Origin of the sequence: Paenibacillus sp. W2I17, from assembly GCF_030815985.1 — a bacterium.
GTDB lineage: Bacteria > Bacillota > Bacilli > Paenibacillales > Paenibacillaceae > Paenibacillus.
On sequence record NZ_JAUSXM010000001.1, the window covers coordinates 6,718,537 to 6,744,042 of the forward strand.

The 25,506-nt window shown below is 45.2% G+C and carries 25 protein-coding genes and 1 other RNA gene; 20 read left to right on the forward strand and 6 right to left on the reverse strand.

The annotated features are described in order from the left end of the window. Positions 1-13 precede the first annotated feature (13 nt). Positions 14-423, forward strand: an RNA gene (gene rnpB / locus QF041_RS29845) — RNase P RNA component class A. Positions 424-680: 257 nt separating this feature from the next. Here rnpB and QF041_RS29850 read toward each other — a convergent pair. Then, on the reverse strand, positions 681-1,910 hold the full coding sequence (locus tag QF041_RS29850; protein ID WP_307416717.1) for an aminotransferase-like domain-containing protein: 1,230 nt from the start codon (positions 1,908-1,910) through the stop codon (positions 681-683). Between the two features lie 107 nt (positions 1,911-2,017). Between QF041_RS29850 and pdxR the strand changes: the two genes are divergently transcribed. Both pdxR and QF041_RS29860 read left to right on the forward strand, forming a co-directional pair. Next, positions 2,018-3,538, forward strand: coding sequence for a MocR-like pyridoxine biosynthesis transcription factor PdxR (gene pdxR, locus QF041_RS29855; RefSeq protein WP_307416718.1), 1,521 nt, complete (start codon positions 2,018-2,020; stop codon positions 3,536-3,538). Positions 3,539-3,624: 86 nt separating this feature from the next. Beyond that, positions 3,625-3,882, forward strand: coding sequence for a hypothetical protein (locus QF041_RS29860; protein ID WP_036615016.1), 258 nt, complete (start codon positions 3,625-3,627; stop codon positions 3,880-3,882). Positions 3,883-3,984: 102 nt separating this feature from the next. On the opposite strand, the gene QF041_RS29865 is transcribed toward QF041_RS29860, so the two are convergent. Then, on the reverse strand, positions 3,985-5,859 hold the full coding sequence (locus tag QF041_RS29865; protein WP_307416719.1) for a S8 family peptidase: 1,875 nt from the start codon (positions 5,857-5,859) through the stop codon (positions 3,985-3,987). Between the two features lie 283 nt (positions 5,860-6,142). Between QF041_RS29865 and QF041_RS29870 the strand changes: the two genes are divergently transcribed. The 6 genes from QF041_RS29870 to thiI all read left to right on the forward strand — a co-directional run bounded on the left by QF041_RS29870 (position 6,143) and on the right by thiI (position 10,992). Next, entirely contained in the window at positions 6,143-6,649 is a 507-nt protein-coding gene (locus QF041_RS29870) for a YpuI family protein (protein ID WP_017687263.1), read from the forward strand. 165 nt (positions 6,650-6,814) lie between these two features. After that, positions 6,815-7,033: a DUF1540 domain-containing protein gene (locus tag QF041_RS29875; protein WP_074095869.1), complete on the forward strand. Its 219-nt coding sequence runs from the start codon at positions 6,815-6,817 to the stop codon at positions 7,031-7,033. 35 nt (positions 7,034-7,068) lie between these two features. Further along, positions 7,069-7,482, forward strand: coding sequence for a hypothetical protein (locus QF041_RS29880; RefSeq protein ID WP_373461371.1), 414 nt, complete (start codon positions 7,069-7,071; stop codon positions 7,480-7,482). Between the two features lie 189 nt (positions 7,483-7,671). After that, the gene (locus QF041_RS29885; protein ID WP_307416720.1) at positions 7,672-8,424 is read left to right on the forward strand and encodes a lytic transglycosylase domain-containing protein; all 753 of its coding nucleotides are present in this window, start codon (positions 7,672-7,674) and stop codon (positions 8,422-8,424) included. Positions 8,425-8,596: 172 nt separating this feature from the next. Continuing rightward, the gene (locus tag QF041_RS29890) at positions 8,597-9,745 is read left to right on the forward strand and encodes a cysteine desulfurase family protein (RefSeq protein ID WP_307416721.1); all 1,149 of its coding nucleotides are present in this window, start codon (positions 8,597-8,599) and stop codon (positions 9,743-9,745) included. Between the two features lie 5 nt (positions 9,746-9,750). Further along, positions 9,751-10,992 carry a tRNA uracil 4-sulfurtransferase ThiI gene (gene thiI, locus QF041_RS29895; RefSeq protein WP_307417086.1) on the forward strand — a complete coding sequence of 414 codons (1,242 nt, stop codon included), beginning with the start codon at positions 9,751-9,753 and terminating at the stop codon, positions 10,990-10,992. 122 nt (positions 10,993-11,114) lie between these two features. Here the strand turns inward: thiI and QF041_RS29900 are convergent, their stop codons facing one another. Beyond that, the gene (locus QF041_RS29900) at positions 11,115-11,825 is read right to left on the reverse strand and encodes a TerC family protein (RefSeq protein WP_047843768.1); all 711 of its coding nucleotides are present in this window, start codon (positions 11,823-11,825) and stop codon (positions 11,115-11,117) included. Between the two features lie 87 nt (positions 11,826-11,912). On the opposite strand from QF041_RS29900, the gene QF041_RS29905 reads away from it, so the two are divergent. The 6 genes from QF041_RS29905 (at position 11,913) to QF041_RS29930 (ending at position 17,686) form a co-directional block, all read left to right on the forward strand. Then, a complete protein-coding gene (locus QF041_RS29905; RefSeq protein WP_307416723.1) occupies positions 11,913-12,572 on the forward strand; it encodes a TerC family protein in 660 nt (219 codons plus the stop codon). Positions 12,573-12,868: 296 nt separating this feature from the next. Beyond that, positions 12,869-13,363: a hypothetical protein gene (locus QF041_RS29910; protein ID WP_307417087.1), complete on the forward strand. Its 495-nt coding sequence runs from the start codon at positions 12,869-12,871 to the stop codon at positions 13,361-13,363. 177 nt (positions 13,364-13,540) lie between these two features. Beyond that, on the forward strand, positions 13,541-15,385 hold the full coding sequence (gene typA, locus QF041_RS29915) for a translational GTPase TypA (RefSeq protein ID WP_036614992.1): 1,845 nt from the start codon (positions 13,541-13,543) through the stop codon (positions 15,383-15,385). A 301-nt stretch (positions 15,386-15,686) separates the two neighbouring features. Continuing rightward, entirely contained in the window at positions 15,687-15,983 is a 297-nt protein-coding gene (locus tag QF041_RS29920) for a YlaH-like family protein (RefSeq protein WP_036614990.1), read from the forward strand. 90 nt (positions 15,984-16,073) lie between these two features. Next, positions 16,074-17,135 carry an LCP family protein gene (locus QF041_RS29925; protein ID WP_307416724.1) on the forward strand — a complete coding sequence of 354 codons (1,062 nt, stop codon included), beginning with the start codon at positions 16,074-16,076 and terminating at the stop codon, positions 17,133-17,135. Positions 17,136-17,233: 98 nt separating this feature from the next. Next, the gene (locus tag QF041_RS29930) at positions 17,234-17,686 is read left to right on the forward strand and encodes a pyridoxamine 5'-phosphate oxidase family protein (RefSeq protein WP_076211583.1); all 453 of its coding nucleotides are present in this window, start codon (positions 17,234-17,236) and stop codon (positions 17,684-17,686) included. Positions 17,687-17,693: 7 nt separating this feature from the next. Here QF041_RS29930 and QF041_RS29935 read toward each other — a convergent pair whose 3' ends face one another. Next, positions 17,694-18,389 (reverse strand): YhcN/YlaJ family sporulation lipoprotein, encoded by a 696-nt coding sequence (locus QF041_RS29935; RefSeq protein WP_307416725.1) that lies wholly within the window; start codon positions 18,387-18,389, stop codon positions 17,694-17,696. 152 nt (positions 18,390-18,541) lie between these two features. Here QF041_RS29935 and QF041_RS29940 point away from each other — a divergent pair, with 152 nt between their 5' ends. Then, positions 18,542-19,876 (forward strand): PhoH family protein, encoded by a 1,335-nt coding sequence (locus QF041_RS29940; protein ID WP_024628438.1) that lies wholly within the window; start codon positions 18,542-18,544, stop codon positions 19,874-19,876. A 221-nt stretch (positions 19,877-20,097) separates the two neighbouring features. Beyond that, a complete protein-coding gene (locus QF041_RS29945) occupies positions 20,098-21,369 on the forward strand; it encodes an extracellular solute-binding protein (protein ID WP_307416726.1) in 1,272 nt (423 codons plus the stop codon). 99 nt (positions 21,370-21,468) lie between these two features. On the opposite strand, the gene QF041_RS29950 is transcribed toward QF041_RS29945, so the two are convergent. Together QF041_RS29950 and QF041_RS29955 are read right to left on the reverse strand one after the other, a co-directional pair. Beyond that, on the reverse strand, positions 21,469-22,548 hold the full coding sequence (locus QF041_RS29950) for a coiled-coil domain-containing protein (RefSeq protein WP_307416727.1): 1,080 nt from the start codon (positions 22,546-22,548) through the stop codon (positions 21,469-21,471). Between the two features lie 184 nt (positions 22,549-22,732). Beyond that, entirely contained in the window at positions 22,733-22,969 is a 237-nt protein-coding gene (locus QF041_RS29955; protein ID WP_017687281.1) for a DUF2626 domain-containing protein, read from the reverse strand. 314 nt (positions 22,970-23,283) lie between these two features. On the opposite strand from QF041_RS29955, the gene QF041_RS29960 reads away from it, so the two are divergent. From QF041_RS29960 to QF041_RS29970, 3 genes are all read left to right on the forward strand, one after another. Next, entirely contained in the window at positions 23,284-23,934 is a 651-nt protein-coding gene (locus QF041_RS29960) for an RsfA family transcriptional regulator (RefSeq protein WP_076211575.1), read from the forward strand. 150 nt (positions 23,935-24,084) lie between these two features. Beyond that, positions 24,085-25,044: a ketopantoate reductase family protein gene (locus QF041_RS29965; RefSeq protein WP_307416728.1), complete on the forward strand. Its 960-nt coding sequence runs from the start codon at positions 24,085-24,087 to the stop codon at positions 25,042-25,044. Further along, positions 25,044-25,418 (forward strand): DUF3397 domain-containing protein, encoded by a 375-nt coding sequence (locus QF041_RS29970; RefSeq protein ID WP_307416729.1) that lies wholly within the window; start codon positions 25,044-25,046, stop codon positions 25,416-25,418. The genes QF041_RS29965 and QF041_RS29970 overlap by 1 nt, the downstream gene beginning before the upstream one ends. The last annotated feature ends 88 nt before the right edge of the window (positions 25,419-25,506 follow it).

Consider the following 25,506-nt stretch of genomic DNA (forward strand, 5'->3'; position numbering starts at 1 on the left):
TAATGTTGTTCGGAAAGCTTGACAGACAATCGCTGGTGGCCTTTGTTGCCACGAGAGGAAAGTCCGGGCTCCACAGGGCAGGATGCTGGATAACGTCCAGTCAGCGCGAGTTGAAGGATAGTGCCACAGAAATGGACCGCCGATGGCCGGATTTTCCGGCACAGGCAAGGATGGAACCGAGGTGTAAGAGACCCCGAGGAACGCTGGTGACTTCGTTCCTGGTAAACCCCATCTGGAGCAAGACCTAATGGGACACAGCCGCCTCTTCGGAGGAGGCAACCTTAGCCCGAGGTGTGTCTAGGTTGGTCGCTTGAGCTGTGCAGCAATGTATGGCCTAGATAGATGATTGTCGCTTCTGGTGGGAGGGTAGTTCCCGTATGAACCACGAAGAGCACAGAACCCGGCTTACGGTAAGCTTTCCTAACTGCAACAACAACACTATTGCAACACCATGTAGTCCACCTATCAGTCGAGGACAACTCGTATGAATCATCCGATGGCCTGACTGATCAGAAGGACCATGAACATCTAAAAAAACATAACTCCTGTTGATAACAGGTTCTATAAAAATAAGGCGGCAGTTCCGAGATTCTCGGGCCTGCCGCCTTATTTTTATTTCTCATATCAAGTTATTTAACCTTCATACGTTAATGGAATAGCGAAGCGTTTATGACAGTTCATTACAGTGTAACAACACTGTCCGATGTTAAGGAAGCATGCCAACGTTGGATGGCGCGATCCATTCTTTCCACGGCTTCCGGAAGGAGCTCAGGGTCCGTATGAGTAAAGTTGATTCGCATGCGGTTTAACTCTGGTGTACCTGCATAGAAGGAATCACCTGGCACAATGCACACTTTCTCCTGGATACCGTAAGTGAACAGATTGCTTGCAAGCATGCCTTCAGGCAATTGCAGCCACAAGAACATGCCGCCTTGTGGTGAATTCCACGAGATGCCTTCCCAAGCTTTGGCTGCCATAAGAGTAGTCAGTGTTTTCATGCGTTGTTCGTAATCCTCTGAAATATGGCGGATATGCGCATCCAGATCGAAAGATTCAAGCAGTGCATGAAGCGCTCTTTGGTCAATGCTGCTGGAGTGCAAGTCGGCACCTTGTTTGGCTCGTGCTGCCATTTTGACAATATCGGGAGCAGCCAGTATCCAGCCCGTACGAAGGCCAGGTGCTACCGTTTTGGAGAATGTACTGGTGTATATAACGTTGGAAGGGCCGTCATAGGATGCTGCATCCAGTTCTGCGAGAGCAGGGACATCCAATTGCTCCGGATTAAACCGAATTTCACCATAGGGATCATCTTCCAGAATGAGTACACCATACTTGCGGCACAGATCCACAGCCTGCTGTCTTCTTTCTCGCGACCATACTTTTCCCGTAGGATTGGAGAACGTGGGATTAATGTAGACAAGTTTTGGACGATGCAACTGGAGCTGTTCCTCCAGAGATTCAGGCAACATACCGTGATCATCACAGGCTACGCCGTGAGATTCAGCCTGATAGGAATGAATGACTTGCAGAGCAGCGAGGTAGGTTGGTGATTCAACCAATACGCGGTCACCCGGGTCGAGAAGGATGCGGCAAACCAAGTCAATGGATTGCTGTGAACCCGTAGTGAGAAGCATGTGATCGGGTGAAGCGGGAATGCCCTTGGATTCAAGACGTTCGGCGATTTTGGCGCGAAGAGGACGGTAACCTTCAGTCTCCGCATATTGAAGAGCGGCTGCTCCGCTCATAAATACTTTTTCATATGCAACGCGGATGGCTTCCAGCGGGAATGAAGTCTGGGCTGGTAATCCACCGGCTAGTGAGATCATTCCAGGTGCCTGAGCGGCCTGGAGCATGTCGCGAACGACAGAGGACGGGGTGTTTTGTGCCATTTTGGACCAAGGGATACTCATGTTATTCTCATCTCCTGTTATTCACTGTTATACTGATATTATAAACTATAATAGACGGACTACACTATAACAGTAAAATGAAGATCATAACAGTTGGGGGAGTACATATGCATATTGAATTAAAGCGGGGAAGCAGTACCAAATTGTACGTGCAGATTGCGCTAACGATTGCCGATCGCATCAGATCAGGACTCATTGAACCCGGAACCCGGCTTCCTTCTGTTCGTAAAATGACCACGGATTTGGGTGTCAGCCTGGTCACTGTATCCAAAGCGTATGCTGAACTTGAAGCGATTCAATTGATCACCTGCTCCCAGGGGAAAGGTTGTTATGTGAGAGGTACATTGAACGTGGATCAGATGGAGGATGTGGAGCGAACGCAGCGAAACAATGCCAACAGTGAATCCAGTACGTCATGGAATTGGCAGATGGCACTGGTGGATTATTTACCGCGAGCGCAGCTCTGGAGACATTTTGATACGTCACCTCAAGTACGGTATGAACTTCATATGTCAGCGATTCAGCCTGAACTGTTGCCTACACGAGAGATTATCGACAGCGCCTACCGACTCTCCTCTAATCATACCGAGCGTATGGCAGCTTACGGATCTTTTCAGGGGGATCGGGAGCTTAGACAGATCTTTGCCGAACATTTTGCCGAGCGTGGACTACAGGCTGCACCTGAACGCATGTTAATTACAAGTGGTGCTCAGCAGGGGATCGATCTTGTGGCACGGACTTTTGTCGGACCTGGGGATGTAGTATACATGGAGGCACCAAGCTATACCGGAGCCATTGATGTATTTACGAGTAGAGGCGCGAAGATCATTACGGTCCCGATGGATGACGAAGGCATGCGTATTGATCTGTTGACCCGATTATGTGATACCTATCCGCCCAAGCTGATCTATACGATCCCGACCTATCACAATCCAACAGGTATCACGATGAGTGCAAGAAGACGGGCACAGCTTCTTAATCTCGCGCAAAGCTACCACTGCCTCATTCTAGAGGATGATCCGTTTGCAGATCTTTATTTTAGGGAACCTCCCCCGGCTTCCATTAAATCGATGGATGGGACAGGTCATGTCGTATATATCAAAAGCTTCAGCAAGGTGCTGTCTCCCGGTTGCCGTATAGCCTGTGCCATCGCAGAAGGAAGTGTATTGACCCGGCTTGTGGCCGCGAAATCTACGGCGGATTTGGGGAGTCCGCTGCTTACACAAAAGGCATTGCAATCTTTTATTCAGAATCAGTACGGTGCCTATGTATCCCGATTGAGGGATGAATTGTATTCTCGCTTGTGCGCAGCATCTGAAGTGCTGGAAGAGCATGCTACTACGGGCATGCAATGGCGATTGCCAGAGGGAGGACTCAATCTGTGGCTCCAACTTCCGAGTAACTTGGATATGCGTGAGTTGCATCATCAGTCACTTGCTGCAGGGGTTTCTTTCCTGCCAGGTTCCGCCTGTTATGTAGGGGAGATGGATACACCAAGTCTGCGTATCTGCTTCACTGTAACAAACGTTGAGCTTTTGTGTGAAGGACTTCGTGTACTGTGCCAAGTCATTGACAGAGTTAAACCTGGGCAGGGTGGGACAGTGGCGGACAGGCTACCGCTCATATAATTTTTCGGACTATGGACATACATCCAATCCACTTTCGATCTGTTGCAATAGGTTATAGTATCACCAGAAAGGGAGTTGGTTTTGAAATGAACCATTACTGTCCACCGCTTTGCCCGATTGTCTGTGACCCGATCCAGGTTGTTGAGGATTATTACATCCCACAAATCGTGCCTGTAATCCACCCGATTGAAGTGATCAAAAAACATCACTGTGTTCCGATTCATCACCACATGTATCCTGTTGTTGTCAAAGAAGAAGACCCTTGCTATGTATCCAGCCATAATCCGAAGAAAAAATCCGTGAAAAAATCAAGCAAAGCCCGCACAACTTCTCGCAAACGCTAATCGCAGCGGGTGCCCCGGGGAATTGGATATAAACCAAAAAGAGCAGCGTACGCCCCGGGGCGCAGCTGCTTTTGTATTTTTTACAGATTATCCTCATTACGCTTACTGCGTATACTTTTTCATCGTATTATCCATTTGTTGTCTGACATGTTGCGGCCAGAACTGCAAAGGAGCGCTGTTGCCTGATGCGGCTTGCAGTGCCTTATAGACATCGATTTGGCCATAGCCGAAATACTTGTCGTGACCCGGATCACCGAGGTCAATAACACTTTGGCGCATCAAATCCATCACTTCCGTGTTGGTCAAGTCCGGGTTCAACGAACGAATCAAACCTGCAAGTGCGGCTACATGAGGGCTAGCCATGGACGTTCCAGACAAGGCCGCATACTGATTGTTTGGATAGGTACTGGCGATACTGGACCCCGGAGCCATCACATCCACATAGTCCCCGTAGTTGGAATAGGAAGCTTTGCTCATATCCGGGTCCGTAGCAGATACGGCAAATACTTCCGGATAAGCAGCAGGGTATCCTGGACGCTCGGTATTATCATTTCCCGTAGCTGCAATCAGGACGATATCCCGGTCAAAAGCGTATTTAATGGCATCATGAAGAAATTGCGCATCAGCATAATTGCCCAGACTCATATTGATAACTTTGGCTCCATGATCGGCTGCCCAGATGATGCCTTCGGCAACGGCATACGTGGTACCAGAACCCGAGTTGTCGAGTACTTTAACCGGTAGTACCTTGTTATACCAGCTCATGCCTGCCACGCCTTCATTATTGTTGACAGTAGCGCCGATAATGCCTGCGACATGTGTTCCATGTCCCACATCATCCATCGGTTGGCTTCCCGGCTCGACCACATTATAACCCTCAAGGAGCTTGCCCTTCAGGTCAGGATGATTCATATCAACCCCCGTGTCGACCACCGCAACGATGACATCTTTGTTTCCCTTGGTAATATTCCAACCTCTGTTTGTCTCAATCGCAGGCAGGTTCCACTGATAATCGGAGAACAAAATGTCATTGGGTATCGTTACATCTGTTTGTTCAGTTACAGTATCATTGGTTAAATACATATAGTGGGGTTCCATATAGAGTGGATTCCATTTGCTTTCGAAATAACTATGCAATTGTTTATAACTCATGTGTTCTGACCGAAAAACATACGTGTATCCCAGCTTGCGCGCAGATTGCGCTCTCAGATCGGATTTAATGATACGCATATCCCGTTCACCGGGATCTTGGCGAAAACGGATGACGATTTCATTTTCGTAAAAATGACTGGCATTTGCATTATCATGTCCGGTCTTCACTGTGATTTCGTTAAGCGTATCCGGGTGAACAGACTCAATTTTGAATTTACCCTCACGAGGATAAGGGATCATGCGCAGATTTTTGCGCTGATGTTGTTCAACAGCATTTAATACGTTCTGGCTGAACAAGGCAATTACAGCTCTTCTGCCATCTTTGGAGGGTTGCCCCATAACAAAATATTTTTCCTTTCCCAAAGGAAAAGAAGAGGATTCAAAACTTTGACGTTTGTTTACCGCTTTTTTGGCAAGGTTGAGCGAATGTTGAAGCTTCTGTTGTTCCAACTTGCTTCCTTGTGAGGTGGCTTGATCAAAGGGCTTGTTAAAAGAGCCATTGGTATTCATAAGATGAATGGATCTGATATGTTCATGTGAACTTTGGAGATCATTCACATATCGGCTAACCTGCGCAGCATTCATTGTGGCGGTTTTCTCCAGCATGATACTGAGATGTTGCTTGGCATCCATACGGGTCAGAAGATCGGTTGCTTTGATATCCTGCACTTTCAGGCGCTGCTTACTCGTGTGCTCTTCATGAGCAGAGTCGGACAGGGCACTTGGCTTAGGTTCGGGACGATTGGATGTTGGGAGCAAAAGCGTCAGGGCGAGTGCTCCTGCACCAGCTGCAAGGGCCCAGTTAATCCATTTCGGTCTGGACATGGTGGATGGAACCTCCTTCGTTCATTTTGGACAATCATTAACAGTGCTTCGTCGTTGTCACTGGTTATATCTATCGTTAGAAAAAGCGGATATTTTTATGCAGGCGAGTTCGAGTCTAACTGCGTATAATAGGCATGTTTAACGGCAGAAGCGGAAAGCATGATTAAGGGATACCGCTCGTCATCTTTTTATGGTAGGATTATAGCTGAGAATTCAAAGGTCAGGGGAAAACCACCGTTGGCCGACCTATATGTAAGGACTTATTTAAGGGGGAGCTACCTTTATGTCAGCAGCCAATGTACAGAAAACATGTGAGTCAACTAGGGAAAAGTTAAAACCGGCTATCGATCGGATTGAAAATTTTTTGAATGAGAATGCTTTGCCTGAACTGGATCAGAATCAGACGGAAGAATCAACAGCCTTCTACAAAGGATTTCTTTCAGATCTCCGTCATTTGCTCGTTTTTTCTGAAGTTTCTTACGAAAAACTTGGCGTTGTGCTGCGTCGTGCCAACTTTGATGTCGATTTTGCCGAAAAGGCTCTTTATAATACGTATCACCAATGCGTAAATAGCTTTTTCTATCCCAAAAATGAATGTTATTCCGAAGACGGAAGATATGCTTACACAGGACAAGATGCCATTCGTTTCCGTGACAAGCCAATCCGTGCAGTACGGGATGTCATTCTTGAGGTTTCCAAAACGTACGAAGAATTGCGCGATGATCTGGCATATTATGAAAGTGATTACCTGACTCAGCGCCGTATGCAAAATCAACGGAATCACGCCTAATGAACGTTTAAACCTGAATATGAATTGGACGAAACCGCCCTTGTGGCGGTTTTTTTGTGTTTTTAAGTGAGAATCAGACGAGGTGTGATCATGTCATCATCTGGCATTTTGACGGGGAATATCAGGTTTGTGGCGGGGAGACAATAGTAGTCGAGGTGATAAAAAATGAGCCAAGACAAACCAATTGTCAAATGCAGCGTCTCCAACTGCAACTTTTGGGGAGAAAACAACTTCTGCCACGCTGATGCCATCATGATTGACATTGACCAACATGCCACCCGTCGTCTGCATGAGGAATTTGCCGGTGAGACATTTGACTCCGATCACCATGATCATGCACGCACATCCTCTGCAACATGCTGTCACACGTTCAAACCCAAGTGAGCAGTCATCCCTATTCATAACGGAGGTGCTTCCCAATGAAAAATGACGATAATAACATCCATTCTACTGATCGCCCTGAAACCAAGGGTGACGTTGAAAAACAGCGTATGCGCGTTGATTATCCCAGAAAAGCACATCGGGAAGAATACGGGGCAGAGGTCGCTCCTCCGACTGTTGTAAGAACAGGAGGTACCGAACGCTCAGAACCTGTACCTGAGAAACATGAGGCAGACCGTGTCATGGAGTCAACAGGCAAGGTCGCGGGTTACATGGGACTTGCCTTCGGCATCGCGTCCTTGTTCATGTGGTCAATCGTACTTGGACCGGCCGCAGCCGTACTGGGTTACTATGCATATGTGAATGGTCGTAAAACAGCGGGAGCCTGGTCCATTGGACTGGGTATTGTAGCCACGCTGAGTTATTTTTTCATGATTCCATTCGCTCGCTAACGTATAAAATATTCATTCAACAGCCTTCTGTTCTCACCCAAATGTGGTGAATTACAGAAGGTTTTTTTCGTATATGCGAAGGTTAGGTGGGAAGATTCATATATTTTTTTGAAAACAATGGAACCTTGCTGTAAAACGATGTAGAATAAGGTCATAATACGCTTAATTATACGGGAGTGGGTATAACTCATGCAGATTGATCCAAGCGGATCGCGGCAGTTGTTGGAACTGCAATTATCCAATGTGAATAACCAAACCAGTGGATCACAACCAAATGCTGGTTCAACTGTGGATTTCGCCAATGTGATGGACGGGCTGTTAGGTACGGGTGCCAATTCGACGAGTAATACGGATTCCACCGCTACGGTCTCCAAAAGATCCAGTGATGGTTTGTTGTGGCTGCAACTCGGAAGCACGTACAATCCGGATATAAATACGGCAGGATCGTCCTCTGTCTCCAATAACATCGTTGGGTCCTTATTATCTTCATCCAATACAGGAATCGTGGATTCCGGGGCATCTGTACCTACGGATTATGAATCTTTGATTGCAGAGGCAAGTGCTAAATACAGTGTTCCTGAATCATTGATCAAGGCCGTCATTGACACAGAGTCCAATTTTAACCCCAATGTCGTGTCCTCCGCGGGTGCCAAAGGGCTTATGCAATTAATGGATGGTACGGCTGCAGGGCTGGGTGTGAGTAATTCATTTGACCCTGCTCAGAACATTGATGCGGGTACTAAGTATCTTTCCCTTCAGCTCCAGCGTTTCGGTGGAGAAGTGAAGATGGCACTTGCTGCATATAATGCAGGACCGGGCCGTGTTTCACGTCTGGGCGTGTCTAGTGATAGCGAACTGATGAGTGTACTTAACCGTTTGCCTTCTGAAACACAGAATTATATCTCCAAGGTGGAGAAGGCACAGTCGAAATATGTGATCTAAACTCACAGATAGACATTTGCGATAACAATGATAGGCAGGACAAGATCAAATGTGGGAACAGTAGCGCTTGAAATGCCTGTTCCCGGTTGGTCTTTTTGTGTTGTATGGGTATCGTGTTACAATGCTCACTGTAGGTACATGAACGAAGAGATAAAGGGAGGTCTAACCTCATTTGAAATATTTTGATTATGCTGCAACCACACCTCCCCATCCGGATGTGATTCGTACGATGGCCGAAATTATGGAGACACAATTCGGTAATCCGTCCTCCATCCATGGGTATGGAGAGCGTGCTCATCAGTTGCTGCGTCGTGCACGATCCGGCTGTGCTGCGGCAATCGGCGTTAAGCCTGAGGAGATTGTATTTACTTCCGGTGCGACCGAGAGCAATAATCTTGCGATAAAAGGTGCGGCATTACGTTATCAATCACGAGGCAGACACATCATCACTACGGCTACCGAGCATGCCTCGGTGTATGAAAGTTTTATGCAGTTGCAACTGTGGGGATGGGAAGTGACATTAGTTCCTGTGAATTCCGATGGAGTGGTCAACGCTCAGCAGGTTGTAGACGCGATCAGGCCCGACACGGTGCTTGTGAGTCTGATGCATGTAAATAATGAAACAGGAGCCATCCATCCGATTGCAGAAATCGGCAAACAGCTCAAAAAGAAAGCACCACGGGTGCTTTTCCATGTGGATGGTGTTCAAGGCTTTGGAAAAATGAAGGCTACACCTGCCGCTTGGGGGGCAGATCTATACAGTCTGTCTGCTCACAAGATTCGTGGACCGAAGGGAGCAGGTCTCCTGTATGTGCGAAGTGGAGTGGAGCTTACGCCACTATTGTCAGGAGGATCACAGGAGCAGGGCCTAAGAGCAGGCACAGAAAACGTGGCCTTGCTGGTAGGCATGGCAAAGGCCATGCGAATGGCAGCAGAAGATCAGGTTGATTTTGCCCGGCGTACAACGGTGCTCCGTGATCGATTGATGGACACGATACGTGACATTCCTGAATTTGAATTGAACAGTAGCCCAGAGGGGGCACCTCATATTGTACACTTCTCCTATCCCGGGATGAAGGCAGAAGTGGCGCTGCACACCTTGGAGCAACTTGGCGTAACCATATCGACCCAATCTGCCTGTTCTTCGCGTTCGGCTGAACCTAGTCGGGCTCTACTTGCGATGGGCAGAGATGCAGCTTGTGCTGGTGGCGGATTGCGTATTAGTCTTGGAGATGAACATACAGAAGAAGATGTAGCCTTGCTTGAACAGGCTTTACATCAGATGGTGGCGCAGTTGCGGCCCCTCGAAAGGCGGATGTAATGGATATGAAATATGATATGCTGCTTCTCCGTTTCGGAGAATTTATGTTAAAAGGGAAAAATCGTGCCCGATTTGAAAAAACGATCATTACACAGGTGAAAGCTTTGCTTAAACCTTATCCAGGAGCGAGCCTTCGCAAAGAATATGGCCGTGTCTATGTAGATCTTGGCGGTGAATCACATACTGAACTGATTAAGGTGCTGAAGCGGGTATTCGGTGTGATGTCGATTAGTCCGGTTAAAGTTACTCCATCAGAGCTTGATGAGATTGTAAAAACAGCAGTTGCGTTTATGGACGAAAGGGAACATGAATTCAAGGAAGGTACCACATTCAAGGTGAATGTAAGGCGGGTATGGAAGGAGTTCCCGAACTCTTCCCATGAAATGAATCATCTGGTTGGTTCCCCGATCCTTCGAAAGTTCCAGCAATTGAGTGTTGATGTTCGCCAACCTGATATTGAGCTGCGAGTGGAAATTCGGGATCAGGGCACCTATATTTTCAACGAAACCATTCCGGCAGTAGGCGGGTTTCCGCTGGGCACGAATGGAAAAGCGATGGTACTGCTATCAGGTGGAATAGACAGCCCGGTTGCAGCCTGGTCTTCCATGCGCCGTGGACTTGAAGTCGAATGTGTACATTTTTACAGTTACCCGTTCACAAGCGAGCGTGCCAAAGAGAAAGTCATTGATTTGGCACGTGCCCTTGCTGATCATGCAGGAACAATCAAGCTGCATCTGGTTCCATTTACGGAGATCCAAACGGCATTTACCCAACTGGGCCAGGATAACCTGATTATTACGCTGATGCGACGTTCAATGCTGCGAATTGCATCCAAACTTGCCGAGCGTGAGCGGGCATTAGCACTGATCACCGGGGATAGCTTGGGCCAAGTAGCGAGTCAGACTCTGCCGAGTATGAATGTCATTGGTCGTGCGACGGATCTGCCACTGTTGCGACCACTGGTTATGATGGATAAACAGGAGATCATTACCCTGTCCAAACAGATCGGAACGTATGACATTTCTATTTTGCCATATGAGGATTGCTGTACTCTCTTTGTGCCAAAGTCACCTTCAACCAATCCAAATCTTCGAATTGTGGATAAAATAGAATCAACAATGAGCCATCTGTCAGAATGGGTGGATCAAGCGGTGGAACAAACTGAAACGATCACACTGCACGCCGGTGAAACTTCTGTGGTAACGAATCCGACAGGCGACAATGGCATGAAGGATGACTGGTTCTAAACTCAATAAAAATTAGCATGGCTGACATAATAAGGGCTATGTTAACTGCAAAAAAGGACTGTCCGATGAAATATCGTTCAGTCCTTTGCTGTATTCAGATGAAATTGTTATTTTAAATTAGCCTAAGAATAGGAACGTTGCTGTTCCCCGCCAGATCCCTTGTGGCTGGAACTGCTGGAGCGTTTGCGATAACCTGCAAAGACTACACCTGCAATAACCACAACGATGAAGAGAATGCGCAATGCCGGATGTTCAGTAAAGTAAGGTAAGAGTCGCTGTTCCTCCGTGATCATATTAGAAGCCGTATACCCGAGAACAATGGCTCCGACATAGATGATCCAAGGAAAATGATTAATTAGTTTGATAAACAGGGTACTGCCCCAGACGATAATAGGTACACTAATCAGGAGTCCAAGGATGACAAGCACGAGATGCTGCTGCGCTGCTCCAGCAACTGCAATCACGTTATCTAATCCCATGGCTGCATCCGCGATTACGATGGTACGAATAGCGGTCCACAAGGAAGTTCCCGCCTGGACATCATTGTGTTCATCACCCTGATCCGCCAATAATTTATAGGCAATCCAGATCAGAAGTATGCCTCCCACAAGCAAGAGCCACGGAACTTTAAGCAACCATAAAACAACAACTGTTGCTAAAATTCGAATCAAAAGTGCGCCGCCAGTTCCATATAGAATCGCCTTTTTCTGCACGGAAGGGTGCAAATTTCGAGCTGCGAGACCAATGACGATGGCATTATCCCCAGCCAGAATTAGATCAATAAAGACAACGTTCAGCAAAGCCAGCCAGAATGTGGGACTAAATAGCTCCATGAGATATGTCACTCCTTATATACGGTTCAATCATTAAGAATAGCATGGACAACTCCGACATACAAGTTAATGTGGGGGGATGAGGACATGGATACACTATGGCTTTTAACTGAAATTTTAATGATCAATCTGGTATTAAGTGGAGATAATGCGGTTGTTATTGCGCTTGCCAGTAAGGATCTGCCACCAATACAACGCAAAAAAGCGGTATGGTGGGGAGCTTTTGGTGCGGTACTGCTGCGTTGTGTATTAACCTTTGTAGCAGTATTATTGCTGGGAATTCCCTTTATCCAAGCGGCAGGTGGGCTGTTGCTACTCTGGATTGCAGTGAAGCTGCTGCTTCAAAATGATGATGAAGTACATATTCGAGAAGTTTCTACGACCTGGAAAGCGATTCAAACCATTCTGATTGCCGATTTTGTAATGAGTCTGGATAATGTTTTAGCCATAGCGGCTTTGGCAGATGGAGATTTGGCTCTGATCGTCATTGGTATTGCAATCAGTATCCCCATCGTCGTATGGGGGAGCGGGTTAATTGTTGGTTTGTTGAAGCGATTTCCGATTCTTGTATTCGTCGGATCAGGCATTCTGGCCTTCACAGCAGGTGAGATGGTGATGAAAGACCCCAAGTTAGGAGAATGGCTGGGAGGTATGGCATCAGAGGTGCATACGCTGCTTCCCGTAGCAATGGCTTGTCTTGTGGTTGCGATTGGAGGCGCACATAAATTTGTGCGTAAGAACGCATAGTTTAATTTTGGATAAAAGCTTGAACATACGACCGTCTGAACCGTCCGGTTTAGGCGGTTTTGTGTTGAGAGAATACACTTGTGAATACAACAACCACTAGGCTGTCATAAGTTGCACATTTTAGGGTAATAAAGGTAAAGAACTCACACAAAGTGCGACATAAAGTATAGTTTTTTGCCGAAACATCGGATACACTAGTAGCAGGATTACAGGTTTGGAAATCAACAGTCAGCATGGAATGCGTATCACTTATGAAGAAATAAAGTACATAGCCATAGTATAAGAGGTGATTGATGATGAGGATGAGAAATGAAAAAGCGATTGGACTATTTATTGTAGCTGCGGGAATTATTATTCTGCTTGGCAAGTTTGGCGTGTTTGGATTTATTGGTCGCAATTTCTGGCCTTTGCTGATCCTGCTGCCAGGCATCGCCCTTCATGCGTTATATTATGCGCGTATTTCACCATCGTGGTCACTCGTTCCTGCCGGCATACTAACGGTGTATGGTGTTTTATTCAGTATAACGAATACATGGGGCGCTGGACTTATGAGCAGGATGTGGCCAGCATTCTTGCTTGGGATCGCCATAGGGTTACTCGAATATGGAATGGCTGAACGACGAAGACCGGAATATGTGTTACCTGCAGCTTTGATCCTTGGTGCGGTGTCCATCATATTATTCGGATTTACCTTGCTGCAAACGGGAATAATCTATGTACTTGCTGTCCTTTTGATCTTGGGCGGAGTCTGGTTATTACTTGGACGAGGACGTCAAGGGAGAGGCTGGTAACATTCCCAGTGGTCTTTTCGTGCGAAATATCTTGATTTTTACCTATAATAAACTATAATATAAGGGATATAGACATGCGTCGGGATATCACCGACGCTTATTTTGTGAGTAACCTGCGAAATTGCGGGAAGTTTAAGTAGATATGATTTGAAATTGGAAAGGATATGGATACAAAACATGCATTCAAGAGAACACATTCGCAATATTGCGATTATTGCCCACGTCGACCACGGAAAAACAACACTCGTTGACAAGTTGCTCCAGCAATCCGGTACTTACCGAGATCACGAAACGGTACAGGAGCGCGTAATGGACTCCAACGATTTGGAGCGTGAACGCGGTATTACGATTTTGGCCAAAAACACGGCTATAACTTATAAAGATTACCTGATTAATATTGTGGATACACCAGGACACGCCGACTTCGGTGGTGAAGTTGAACGTATCATGAAAATGGTTGACGGTGTATTGCTCGTTGTTGATGCTTATGAAGGCTGTATGCCACAAACGAAGTTCGTACTTCGTAAAGCACTTGAGCATAACTTGACACCAATCGTTGTTGTAAACAAAATTGACCGTCCAGCGGCTCGTCCGACTGAGGTTATTGATGAAGTATTGGACCTGTTCATTGAACTGGGTGCCAACGATCAACAACTCGAATTCCCTGTTGTATATGCTTCCGCATTGAACGGAACATCCAGCATGGATAATGATCCTGCCAAACAAGATGACAACATGATGGCGATCTACAATACCATCGTTAGTCATATCCCACACCCTACCGAAAATGTTGAAGAACCACTTCAATTCCTCGTTACTTTGATGGACTACAATGAATACCTTGGCCGTATTGCCATTGGTCGTGTTAACCGCGGTGTGATCCGTCAAGGACAATCGGTAACGGTTATTATGCGTGATGGTAAGAGCAAAACTGCACGTATCGAGAAACTGTTTGGTTTCCAAGGTCTCAAACGTATTGAGACGGAAGAAGCAGGAGCAGGCGACATCGTTGCCATTGCAGGGATCAAGGACATCAACATTGGTGAAACCATTGCCGACCCTAACAACCCGGAAGCTTTGCCAGTTCTGAAAATTGATGAGCCAACACTGCAAATGACGTTCCTCGTGAACAACAGTCCATTCGCAGGTCGTGAAGGTAAATGGGTAACTTCCCGTAAACTTCGTGAGCGTTTGTTAAAAGAGTTAGAAACAGACGTTTCCCTTCGTGTTGACGAAACGGATAGCCCTGATGCATTTATCGTTTCCGGACGTGGTGAGCTTCACTTGGGTATCCTGATTGAAAATATGCGTCGTGAAGGATATGAGCTTCAAGTATCCAAACCAGAAGTTATCGTAAGAGAAGTTGACGGTAAGAAAATGGAACCTGTTGAGCGCTTGTTGATTGATATCCCTGAAGAGAGCATGGGTTCCGTAATGGAGAGCCTGGGCGCACGTAAAGCAGAGATGGTTAACATGGTTAACACAGGCAGTGGTCAAGTTCGTCTGGAGTTCCTGATTCCAGCACGTGGTTTGATCGGATATAGCACAAACTTCCTGACATTGACTCGTGGTTACGGTGTAATGAACCATGCATTTGACAGCTACGCTCCAGTAGTATCCGGTCAAGTGGGTGGACGTCACCAAGGCGTGTTGATCTCAACTGAAACGGGTACATCTACGTTCTATGGCATGATGGGTGTTGAAGATCGCGGTACGCTCTTCTTGGAGCCGGGTACTGAAATCTACGAAGGTATGATTGTTGGTGAACATACACGTGACAATGATATCGTTGTTAACATCTGCAAAGAAAAACAACTGACTAACGTTCGTTCTTCCGGTAAAGATGATACGGTTAAAATCAAAACTCCGATTATCTTCTCGTTGGAACAGGCGCTTGAATATCTGAATGAAGATGAATATTGTGAGATTACACCAAAATCTATTCGTCTTCGTAAAAAGATCCTGAACAAATCCGAGCGTGAACGTGCAGAAAAACAACGCAAAATGGCTTCTAAAGCCTAATAACAACAAAATAATATATATAAGTTAGCGTTTGATTGGCCCGACAAGTAACGAGAGCTTGTACAGCTAAAGTAGTGTAGGGATCAGAATCGATTCTGAAGAAGCGAAGCGTTCGCCTTTATCCCCGGATTTTACCATTAAAAAATGGATCAAAAAAATCTGGGGATAACAGCGATCGTAAGAACGAGCTGAGACCGAAACGGTCACGACGCACGTACTGGGCTCTCTAAGTTGCTAGAGGGGATTCCATCAACCCAGTTAACTTATATCCTAGCATGAACACGAAAGGAGCTGGCTGTGCATGCAAGCATGGTTCGCATCACACCCGATCGTAGCCTACATCGTCATCTTTGTATTGATTACTTACGTATATAACAAGGTTTTTCGGGTACGTCAGAAATTACCGCTTGGTAAGGAAATCGTTCTCTATATTTTGATGGCGATGGGCACATTCATGCTTCTTATTTTTCAAATCGACAAGCTTCCCATCATTCAATGTTTGCTGGTGGCGGTTGGTTTGATGTTATTAGTGAGAGTGCGTTATTTTATTGAAGGTCGTCAAAAGAAAAAAGCGGAAGCTGCCGCTCGAAACTCATAAATCCTGTCTTGTACAGACCATCCGTTTTCCTTAGGGAAAGCGGTTGTCTTTTATTTAGACAAAAACAGATGTGATAAAGGTGTTGAAGATATGAACTCAAATTCGAACGGACTGCCTCCACGGAGACAGGCACCAACGCAATCCGGTGCTTCTGGATCGAAAAATGGCAAGGGCAAGCAGCCTAAGAAGAAAAAGAGAATGAATGCTTTTGGCAGAATCCTTTTAAGTCTATTGGTTATTGCCATTGTGGTAGGCGGTGGATATGCGTACTGGGTATACAATCAAGTCGTGGATACAGGCATCGATAAACCGGTACCTCCCGGGATGTCAGCCACAACCAAACCGATCACGATGCTGTTATTAGGCACAGATAACCGTCCTGAAACTGGCACATATCTCTCGGATGTTGTTATGGTAGCTTCGTTGAATCCGGAGACCAAGACGGCAACCATTGTATCTTTGCCTCGAGACACGCGTATTCAATTGGATGGGTACAAATCCAACAAGCTGAATTCCTATTATCCAAGATTCAAAGCACAGGAAAAAACCACTGGCAAAAATGCAGAGGATCAGATGAAAGAAATGATGGGCAAGTATTTGGATGTAGATATTAATTATACAACCGTCCTGAATTTCCAGGCATTCCGTGATGCTGTCAATGCCGTGGGTGGCGTGGATGTGACTGTGGATAAAAATATGTGTTATAGAGATACAGCCGATGGTACAGATATCAATCTGGTCGCAGGCGCACAACATCTCGATGGTAAAGCAGCACTAGATTTTGTTCGTTACCGCAAATCCAATTGTAATCCGAAGACTGATGAATCCAATGACTTTGATCGTAACAAACGTCAAAACCAAGTGCTGAACTCCATGCTAGATCAGATGAAATCTCTTGGGGGCATTACAAAGATCAGCAAAGTGATTGGTGCAGTTGACAAGAATATGACGACAGATGTGGAATCGGAACAAATGAAAAACTTTATCTCGACGTATTGGAACATTTCCACTTCGGATGTACATTATACTCCGGTTACCGGAGAGTGGAGAAGTCCATATGTGTATATTAATGAGACGGAACTCGCCAATGCAAAGCAGGCATTACAAAATACACTTTCAGGTAAAGTAACCACTTCAACTTCAGGTGAATAACCTTCATTCTTTTGGGATTGGAAGCACGTTAATCGGTATGCTATAATAACATAAACCAAGTACAAGAATTGCATAAAGAAGGTTAGGGGGCTGGTTGAATGTCCGAAGCCGTCACACAATTAACTGAATCTCTTTTACAGCAATTCAAGAATGAGACCTTTGTGCTTCTGAGCACAGTGGATGTAGAATCCGGAGGTCCGACTTCAACAGCCATCTCCTGGATTTATGCGGAGAATGCTTCTACTTTTCGTTTAGCGATCGATCATCGTTCACGTTTAGTGAATAACATGATTACTAATCCGCTCATTACAGTGACTGTCTTTGGAGAAGAGACGGTCTACGCAGTGAACGGACGTGCTGCGGTACGTCAAGATCCGCTGCAGGACGTTCCATTTAATATGTGCTGTTTTGACATTACAATTGAAGCGGTGAGGAATGCTCTGTTTTACGGCGCTCAATTGTCCTCTGTGCCTCAATATGTCAAAATATATGATCAGCGTGCTGCTGAGAAATTAGATGAGCAGGTTTTTGCTGCCATGAAAAAAGCCTAGTGAGAGATCACTGGGCTTTTTGTTGTCTTTTGTCAGATGAATGCAGCTGCTGCATTTGTTGTTTTTGATTCACGTTTTCATCCGGATTTTGGCGGACTTTGACGTCTTTCGGGAGTTGAGGGATAATTCGTCCCACCATGTCAGCAAGTTCTGAAGCAAAACCGGAGATTGGGTGCCCTTGACGAATATGTTCACCGATTTCTTTAATTCGTTCAGTGACATCTGCATCTGCAGTAACGATGGAATCTACACCTTCGGGGTCTTTGCGAAGCGCTTCGGCAACAGAGTACTTAATGGTACCAACCCGAGCACGTTCCAGTTCACCATCAACATCGATGCCAACTACGGCTGTATTACCGAGTATGACGCAGTTCGCATCTTCAACACCTTCCACTTGCTTGGCAAGGGCTTTAAGGTGATTGATTCGTTTTTCATTTGGCATCCGGCCACTCTGTGCATCATCCGCAATGTTGGTATCATGGACTTCACCTGTATTCTCATTGAGACGGTCCAAACGTGAAGGATTCATCCGATCTTCCTGTGCATTAAGCATATGAGATCCTTTCCCTTGATCTTGCTGAGTTGTTACATTTCCTCCGTAACCTTTCGCATGTGTACCTTGATTCGGCGAAGCGCTGCGTGTGGAACTGTTGCAACCTGTAAGTATAAAGATCAGAAGCAGCGTGCAAACCCATATTTTCATAAATGTTCATCCTTTCTTGGAGTTTTTCAGAATGGTTGACAATTATTTTGCCCTAGTCGAATACATTTATGTATGGGATCATGATTGTCCATGCCGCTGCTGAAAGATCACACTATTCATGCCTTTAACGACGCCGCTTTGGAGGGGATTGAATGAAAAAGATTTTTGTATTGGATACCAACGTGCTTCTGCATGACCCCAATGCCATATTTGCCTTTGAGGAACATGAGGTAATCATTCCCGCGGTTGTACTGGAGGAGATCGACTCCAAAAAAAGAAATGCCGATGAAATTGGGCGTAATGCCCGTAATGTATCCAGACTGTTAGACGGATTACGTGAGCTGGGTCACTTGCACAGTGGGGTACCTTTGGCTAATGGAGGTAACCTGAAAGTAGAGCTGAATCATCGGAGTTTCGTGAAAGTTCAGGAAATGTTTGGTGAAGTGTCCAACGATAATCGCATTTTGGCTGTCGCACTGAATTATCAGATTGAAGAGAATGAAAAGGAAGTAGTCGAAAGACAGGTCGTGCTTGTCAGTAAAGATGTACTTGTGCGTATCAAAGCGGATGTACTTGGTCTGTTCACACAGGATTACTTATCAGATCGGACGGCAGGACTCAGTGAGTTATATCCAGGATATACGGCCCTAAAAGTTCATCCGTCAGTGATTGATGAGTTTTACACATATCGTTTTTTACCAATCAAACCGTTGCAGTTGTCTTATTCGTTGTATCCGAATGAATTTGTCATTCTCAAGGATGAGATGGGAACCAATAAATCGGCTTTGCTTAAAGTCAATACAGAGGGAACAAAGCTGGAGCCGCTTTTCCTCAGTAATGATAATGTCTGGGGTATTAGCGCACGTAACGCACAACAACGCATGGCACTGGAACTGCTTTTGAATGATGACATCCCGCTTGTTACCATCACCGGTAAAGCTGGAACAGGGAAAACCTTGCTGGCACTTGCAGCAGGTCTGCTAAAGGTAGAGGATGATCATAAATACAAAAAACTGTTGATCGCTCGTCCTGTCGTTCCGATGGGGAAAGATATCGGTTACTTGCCTGGTGAGAAGGAGGAAAAACTTCGTCCATGGATGCAGCCGATTTATGATAATCTGGAGTTTTTGTTTGACACCAAAAAAGCCGGAGATATCGATAAAATTCTAATGGGGCTTGGCAGTATTCAGGTGGAAGCCTTAACGTATATTCGTGGAAGATCGATACCTGGACAGTTTATCATTATTGATGAAGCCCAGAACCTGTCGCGCCACGAAGTGAAGACCATTGTATCAAGGGTTGGTGAAGGCAGTAAAATTATTTTGATGGGAGACCCCGAACAGATAGACCATCCGTATCTTGATTCTGCCAGTAACGGTCTGACGTATATCGTGGAACGGTTCAAACAAGAGGGAATCAGCGGACACATCATGCTCGAAAAAGGAGAACGGTCCAAGCTGGCACAGCTTGCAGCTGATTTATTGTAATATTTAGGGGATTTATTTCCCGGAAAATGTTGTTATTAAAGCCGGCTCCTGAAGCCGGCTTTTTGCTGAAAAAATAAGTAAGCGTTATTACACAGAACTCGATATGCTCTTATTATGCAAAAATCCGAAAAAGTGTTTTTCGGCAGGGTAGGACAAGAGTACTACTTATTTGTTACAATAATTGCTGCAGGAAAAAACTAGGTGAACAGGGAGGGAAGTTAATGAAGCGTAGACATCAGGTTGTTTTATTCGCGGTATTGCTGCTTTCGTTAACGATCTTGTCACCGAGTTTTGACTTTGGAGGTTTGCAGCTCAATCAGGAACGCGATCAGGAAAAGGATGCTTTTCCTGGGTCTTTGTCCCGTAATGAAGATGCTCAAGCTCCGCTGGAGATTGTAGTGGCCATGTCGGATGAAGAGTTCCAAGCCTTTCAAAAGATAGGCAAAGAAGTTGCTGCTTCCCAGCTGGTAGAAATTAATCTTCGGAATGAGAAGCCGGATACATATAAGCATGTTTTGGATCTTGAATTTTCACTAGGGGAGAACGGTGATGTTGTTCTGCTTGATAGTGAGGAAGTGCAATACTACGCCCAAAAAGGGTACCTGTATCCGTTAAACGGAACCACATTATCGAAATCACTAGGAGATACGGTTGTTGGATTACGGGGAATGACAGAGTGGAATGGTTATCAGTGGGGAATGCCTTTTGATTTTGATCCGTACATTCTGGCTGCCCAATCTTCATTTCTGAAGAGAGCTGGTCTGGAGTCATTACCTCGAAATAAAGATCATTGGGTCAAACTTACTCAACAAGCCATTACGGAAGGCACCCCTATAATTACAATAAACATCAATGATATGTACGGGACAAATGCATGGCTGAATCATTTGGAACCGAGAATGGCACCAGATCAAGTTAAACGAACACAAATAGATTCGCAAACGGGAGATCTTCAGCAGGGGATTCAGTTGATGAATCAGATTCAGCCCCTTATTAGGCTTGATTCTACCAATTCGGGGTTCTCTCCGACTGCTGACCAGAACGACACACCGATGGTTGTATCATTGTTATCTCAATTATTAAGTGCAGATCAAGCGAGTACTGTTGATAAAGATTCTTTGGAGCGGATTTCTTTCGAAACCTTGGAAACTGTAAAATCCAGAAGCCTCGTCATTACTGCAGGTTCGGTTGAGGCTGAGGAGGCCAGTAGATGGATTGAAGGAATGACGTCCGCTACGACACAGCTGAAATGGTACCATCAGGTTAACCGGTTGCCCGCAAAGCAACAGGAACTGGATTTGGAGTCTGAGAAACTCGTTGGACGTTACGACATGACAAAGGGACAATCCTGGTTCCCGACCACCCAAGATGTCCCCGCTGCAACGATCGAAAGTCATGCTCTAATAACTCGTTTTCATCAAAAAGTACAACAATTCTTAAAGGGAGAAATTACAGCGAATCAATACGTAGACAGTATTAGAACGACGAATTAACTTTAAGTTCGTGTTCAAAAAGTCTGGATTTCAACTTCGATGCTGATGATGTCACAAGGCATCCTTCGTAATCAGAAGCGGACTTTTTGAACAAACTCTTTAAAAGGATATAGCTAGTTTTACTTCCAGTACGCCTTCACTTGTTGAAACATCAGTTGCTTTGACAAACGACAGGATTTTCTGCGGATAGAACCCAAGGTCAAATTCTCTTTCCAGCATTCGGCGAGTAGTATCTGGTAATTCAAGCTGGTTGAATACAAGTTTGTCCACATGAAAACGAATGGAGTTTTGAGGTTCATTTTCTACCGTATAATGTCCTTCAATGCTTAATTGCAATTGATCCCGCTGACCGGAAGCTATAATCTTATCCTGGTTAAACTGAAAGGCAAAGTCTTCAAAGATGGGATTTTGGGAACGCAGAAATGTATTAAGCTCATCCTGCCCAATTCGAATCGTATACGTTGTTCCAGTCGTGGATATACCTCCGTTTTGTTTTTGGATAAAATCGGGCAGGTTCTGCATGGCAGATGCCAATGCTTTGAAATATCGTTTCACCTCATAGATGCCGATATTCTCCCAATAAAGGGTCAGTTCATCCATCAGTTTCTGAATCGCTGCCGCATCTCCGCTGGTGGCTATTTGGGTATCCACTTCTTTTTGCAAGGTGACTACACGTTCCCGCTGGTTTTGAAGATTAGTCTTCATTTCGGTTAATTCTGTTGTAGCCTGACGAATCTGAGTGGAAGTCTGTTGCAGGTTGCGATAACGGTCCTGATACTTGTCCAGCACAGCCTGATCCCGTCCGATAATAATCTGGTAATAATCATACAGTACAAACAGGTCTTTGAATGACCTGGCTCCCAGGACCGTCATGAGGAGGCTGTCGCGTTCTCCTGTGTAGTAGGACCTCACTACAGCTCCGGCCCGATCTTGCTGAATATGTATCTGCTCTTCCTGTTCCTGAAGCTGGACGGATAATGTCTCGTATTGTTGAGCCAGCTGCTCCTGCCTTTCGGCGATGCGTTCGATTTCGTGATCGATTTCAACAATGGATAGACTTTTTTGCAATATCTCACGTGTATCCTCAGGTGAAGACTCTCCATAGGCATGGGCTAAAGGTAGCTGGAGGAATAAAATGATGCATAATATAAAGGCGGAAATGCCGTATTGACGTTTCACCGATCCATTCTCCTTTCCACTTCTTAAATGACAATCGTACAGGCTTGTTGTCTTCCAGACAATATATGAAACAAATACGTGAAATATCCTTAGTGGTTACATAACACCATGAACATTCATTTAATCTGAACACAACAAAAAAGCAACCCGACAGATATCGGATCACTTTGATGCTGCAGGTGGATTAGAGCGGCAACCCCATTTCGAATACGGTCCAGTAGCTGAACCCCGTGAATGTTACGATCATATAACCCCAGAAGAGCAATATGTACGTTCGCTCGGTAAATTTCAAGTATCCCAAAATGACAAAAAACGCAGTCTGCAGGAAAAAAAGCAAAGCCATTTCGACCAGATCTCCCGCAAAAGCCATCAGGCCAATTGCAAGCGTGAAGAACCCGAGTACCCGAAACATGCGTGCCACGGTAAATCCTCCTCTCCTAAGTACGTTCATAGATTGTCTACACAACATTATACCGGGAAAGGAAAAACGTGTAAACAAATTTGGATATGAAAGCGAATTCTTTTTTTGCTCAAAGTAAGTATAGAGGGATATGTTTTACGTATGTCACGTATGAGCAAGCCTGAATGTGGAAATACATTTTAGTATGAAATCAATTCTATGAACTCTATGAGAGGCATAAGAATGAATGAAGCAGCTTTTATACCTAATTCACATACCGGGCTTCCGGTAATGCGGACGGTTATTTTAGGATGTTGTTAGGAGGGTATTATAGCATGACTGCAGTGAGACAGGATGCTTGGAGTACAGAGGACGATTTGATATTGGCTGAGGTTACTTTGCGTCATATTCGGGAAGGCAGTACACAATTGGCCGCTTTTGAAGAGGTGGGCGAAAAAATAGGCAGAACATCTGCCGCATGCGGTTTTCGCTGGAACAGTTGTGTACGTAAAAAGTATGATTCTGCCATCAGTAACGCCAAGGCACAACGACAAAAACGAAGTTATCTCAGAAAGCAGCCAGCTATGCTCGGACCGCAGGTTGCAGCACTGTCTACACTGGACACTGAAGAACATCTGTACAAATCAGATGGGATCTCAGACGATTCATTATCGATGGATGCAGTAATCCGCTTCCTGCGACAATGGAAGGGAACAGTGCAGGAGAGTAATCGTCAACTCAAGATGCTGGAGAAGGAGCTTCGGGAGAAAGAAGATGAATTGCTTGAACTACGTCTTGAGAATGACCGTCTCTCCAAGGAAGTGAATGAAGTACAGACGGATTACCGTGTGGTGAATGACGACTACAAAGCTTTGATTCAGATTATGGATCGGGCTCGCAGACTCGCATTTTTGTCCGAAGAAGAAGAGGAACTTAAGACACGTTTCAAGATGGATGCCAACGGGAATCTGGAACGAATTGAATAACAAATTCAGACATTTGATTGGTGAAAGTCAGGTATGAACCCGCCACACCTCCGTTACACAACGGCAGGTATGACGGGTTTTTAGTTTGGTGTTTTTGTTCTATTATAGATAATAGAAGAGTAACTACTGAAGCGGAGAGGAGTGCATCATATGATCATTGACATCGTAGGAGCGGGGGCACTGGGTCTTTTGTATGGCGGGAAACTCCTGGCGTCAGGTAACCAGGTCAGATTTTGGACGAGAACAACTGCTCAGGCAGACCTCCTCAGCCATGATGGAGTAACCATTGTGGAACAAGACGAGGAAATACATATTCTACCGGATCAAATACAGGCGAAACCAATAAGTAAGCTGACGGACACATGGAAGAACACACCAGGAGAATGGTTACTGCTCATGGTTAAGCAGACAAGCATTGATGATTTCATTCATGAGATTAGTCCATTACAAGATCATGTGTTGAATATCGCTTGTTTTCAAAATGGGGTGGGCCATCTGGAGAAACTTCAAGCAGCTTTCCCAAAGTCGCTTCTGTGTAGTGCGGTTACAACAGAAGGTGCGAAGCGTACACAAAGTCAGGTGATTCGTGCAGGTACAGGTGAAACCAGGCTGGGGAGGTACAACATACATATAGTAGCTTCTACCTCTATAGAGGAGAAGAGAACATTTACTCTGTCGGGATCGTTGCAGCAGGCAGGATTTGACTGTACAGTGTCGAATGAAATCGATAAGCTGATATACAGGAAACTATTGATTAATGCAGTCATTAACCCGCTTACAGCACTATGGCGAATCCCTAATGGAGACTTGATCGTCAAGGAAGAACGAAAGAGGTTAATGCGTCAGTTATATGATGAAGTATTGTTAATCTACTCTGCAAGTGGAATATGTTTGGATCAGGATATGTGGGATCAACTGATATCGGTCTGTCGTTCTACTGCCACGAATACTTCCTCCATGCTTGCAGATGTTCTGGCTGGACGTGGTACAGAAGTGAGGTCAATTAACGGTCATATTGTAAGGATGGCACAGAAGTTGGACCTTGTTGCACCTACACATGAAATACTGCTTCATCTGATTGAAGGAATGCAACCGGAAGGAGTGAATTAATGGGACTTTTTATTGTGTTGAGCATATTGCCCTTTTTTCCGTTCTTTCTTGTCTATTGGGGCATGTACGTATGGAAAAAAGACAAACGGAACGCCATGCGGATGGCAATGGATGTAACCACTTTTTTTCTTGTTTTTTCAGTATCGGCGTTATTCAATTTAACATTTGATTCGAATTTTGGTTTTTATCTGACACTATTACTCATACTACTAGCACTTGGATTCATCGGAGGCGCGCAAAATCGACTAAAGGGGAAGGTCGATGGGGGTAGAATGTTCCGGGCCGTATGGCGCATGGCCTTCATCATTATGAGTTTTGGGTATATTTTGTTTACTTTATTTGGATTATTTAGATACTTCATGAAACAGATGTGAGGTTACATAACGCGAAAGAGGCGAAATATGTGTCGATTTTGTCGAAAACTGAAAAAAACATTACTTTCTGAAAAAGTAATGTAGATTT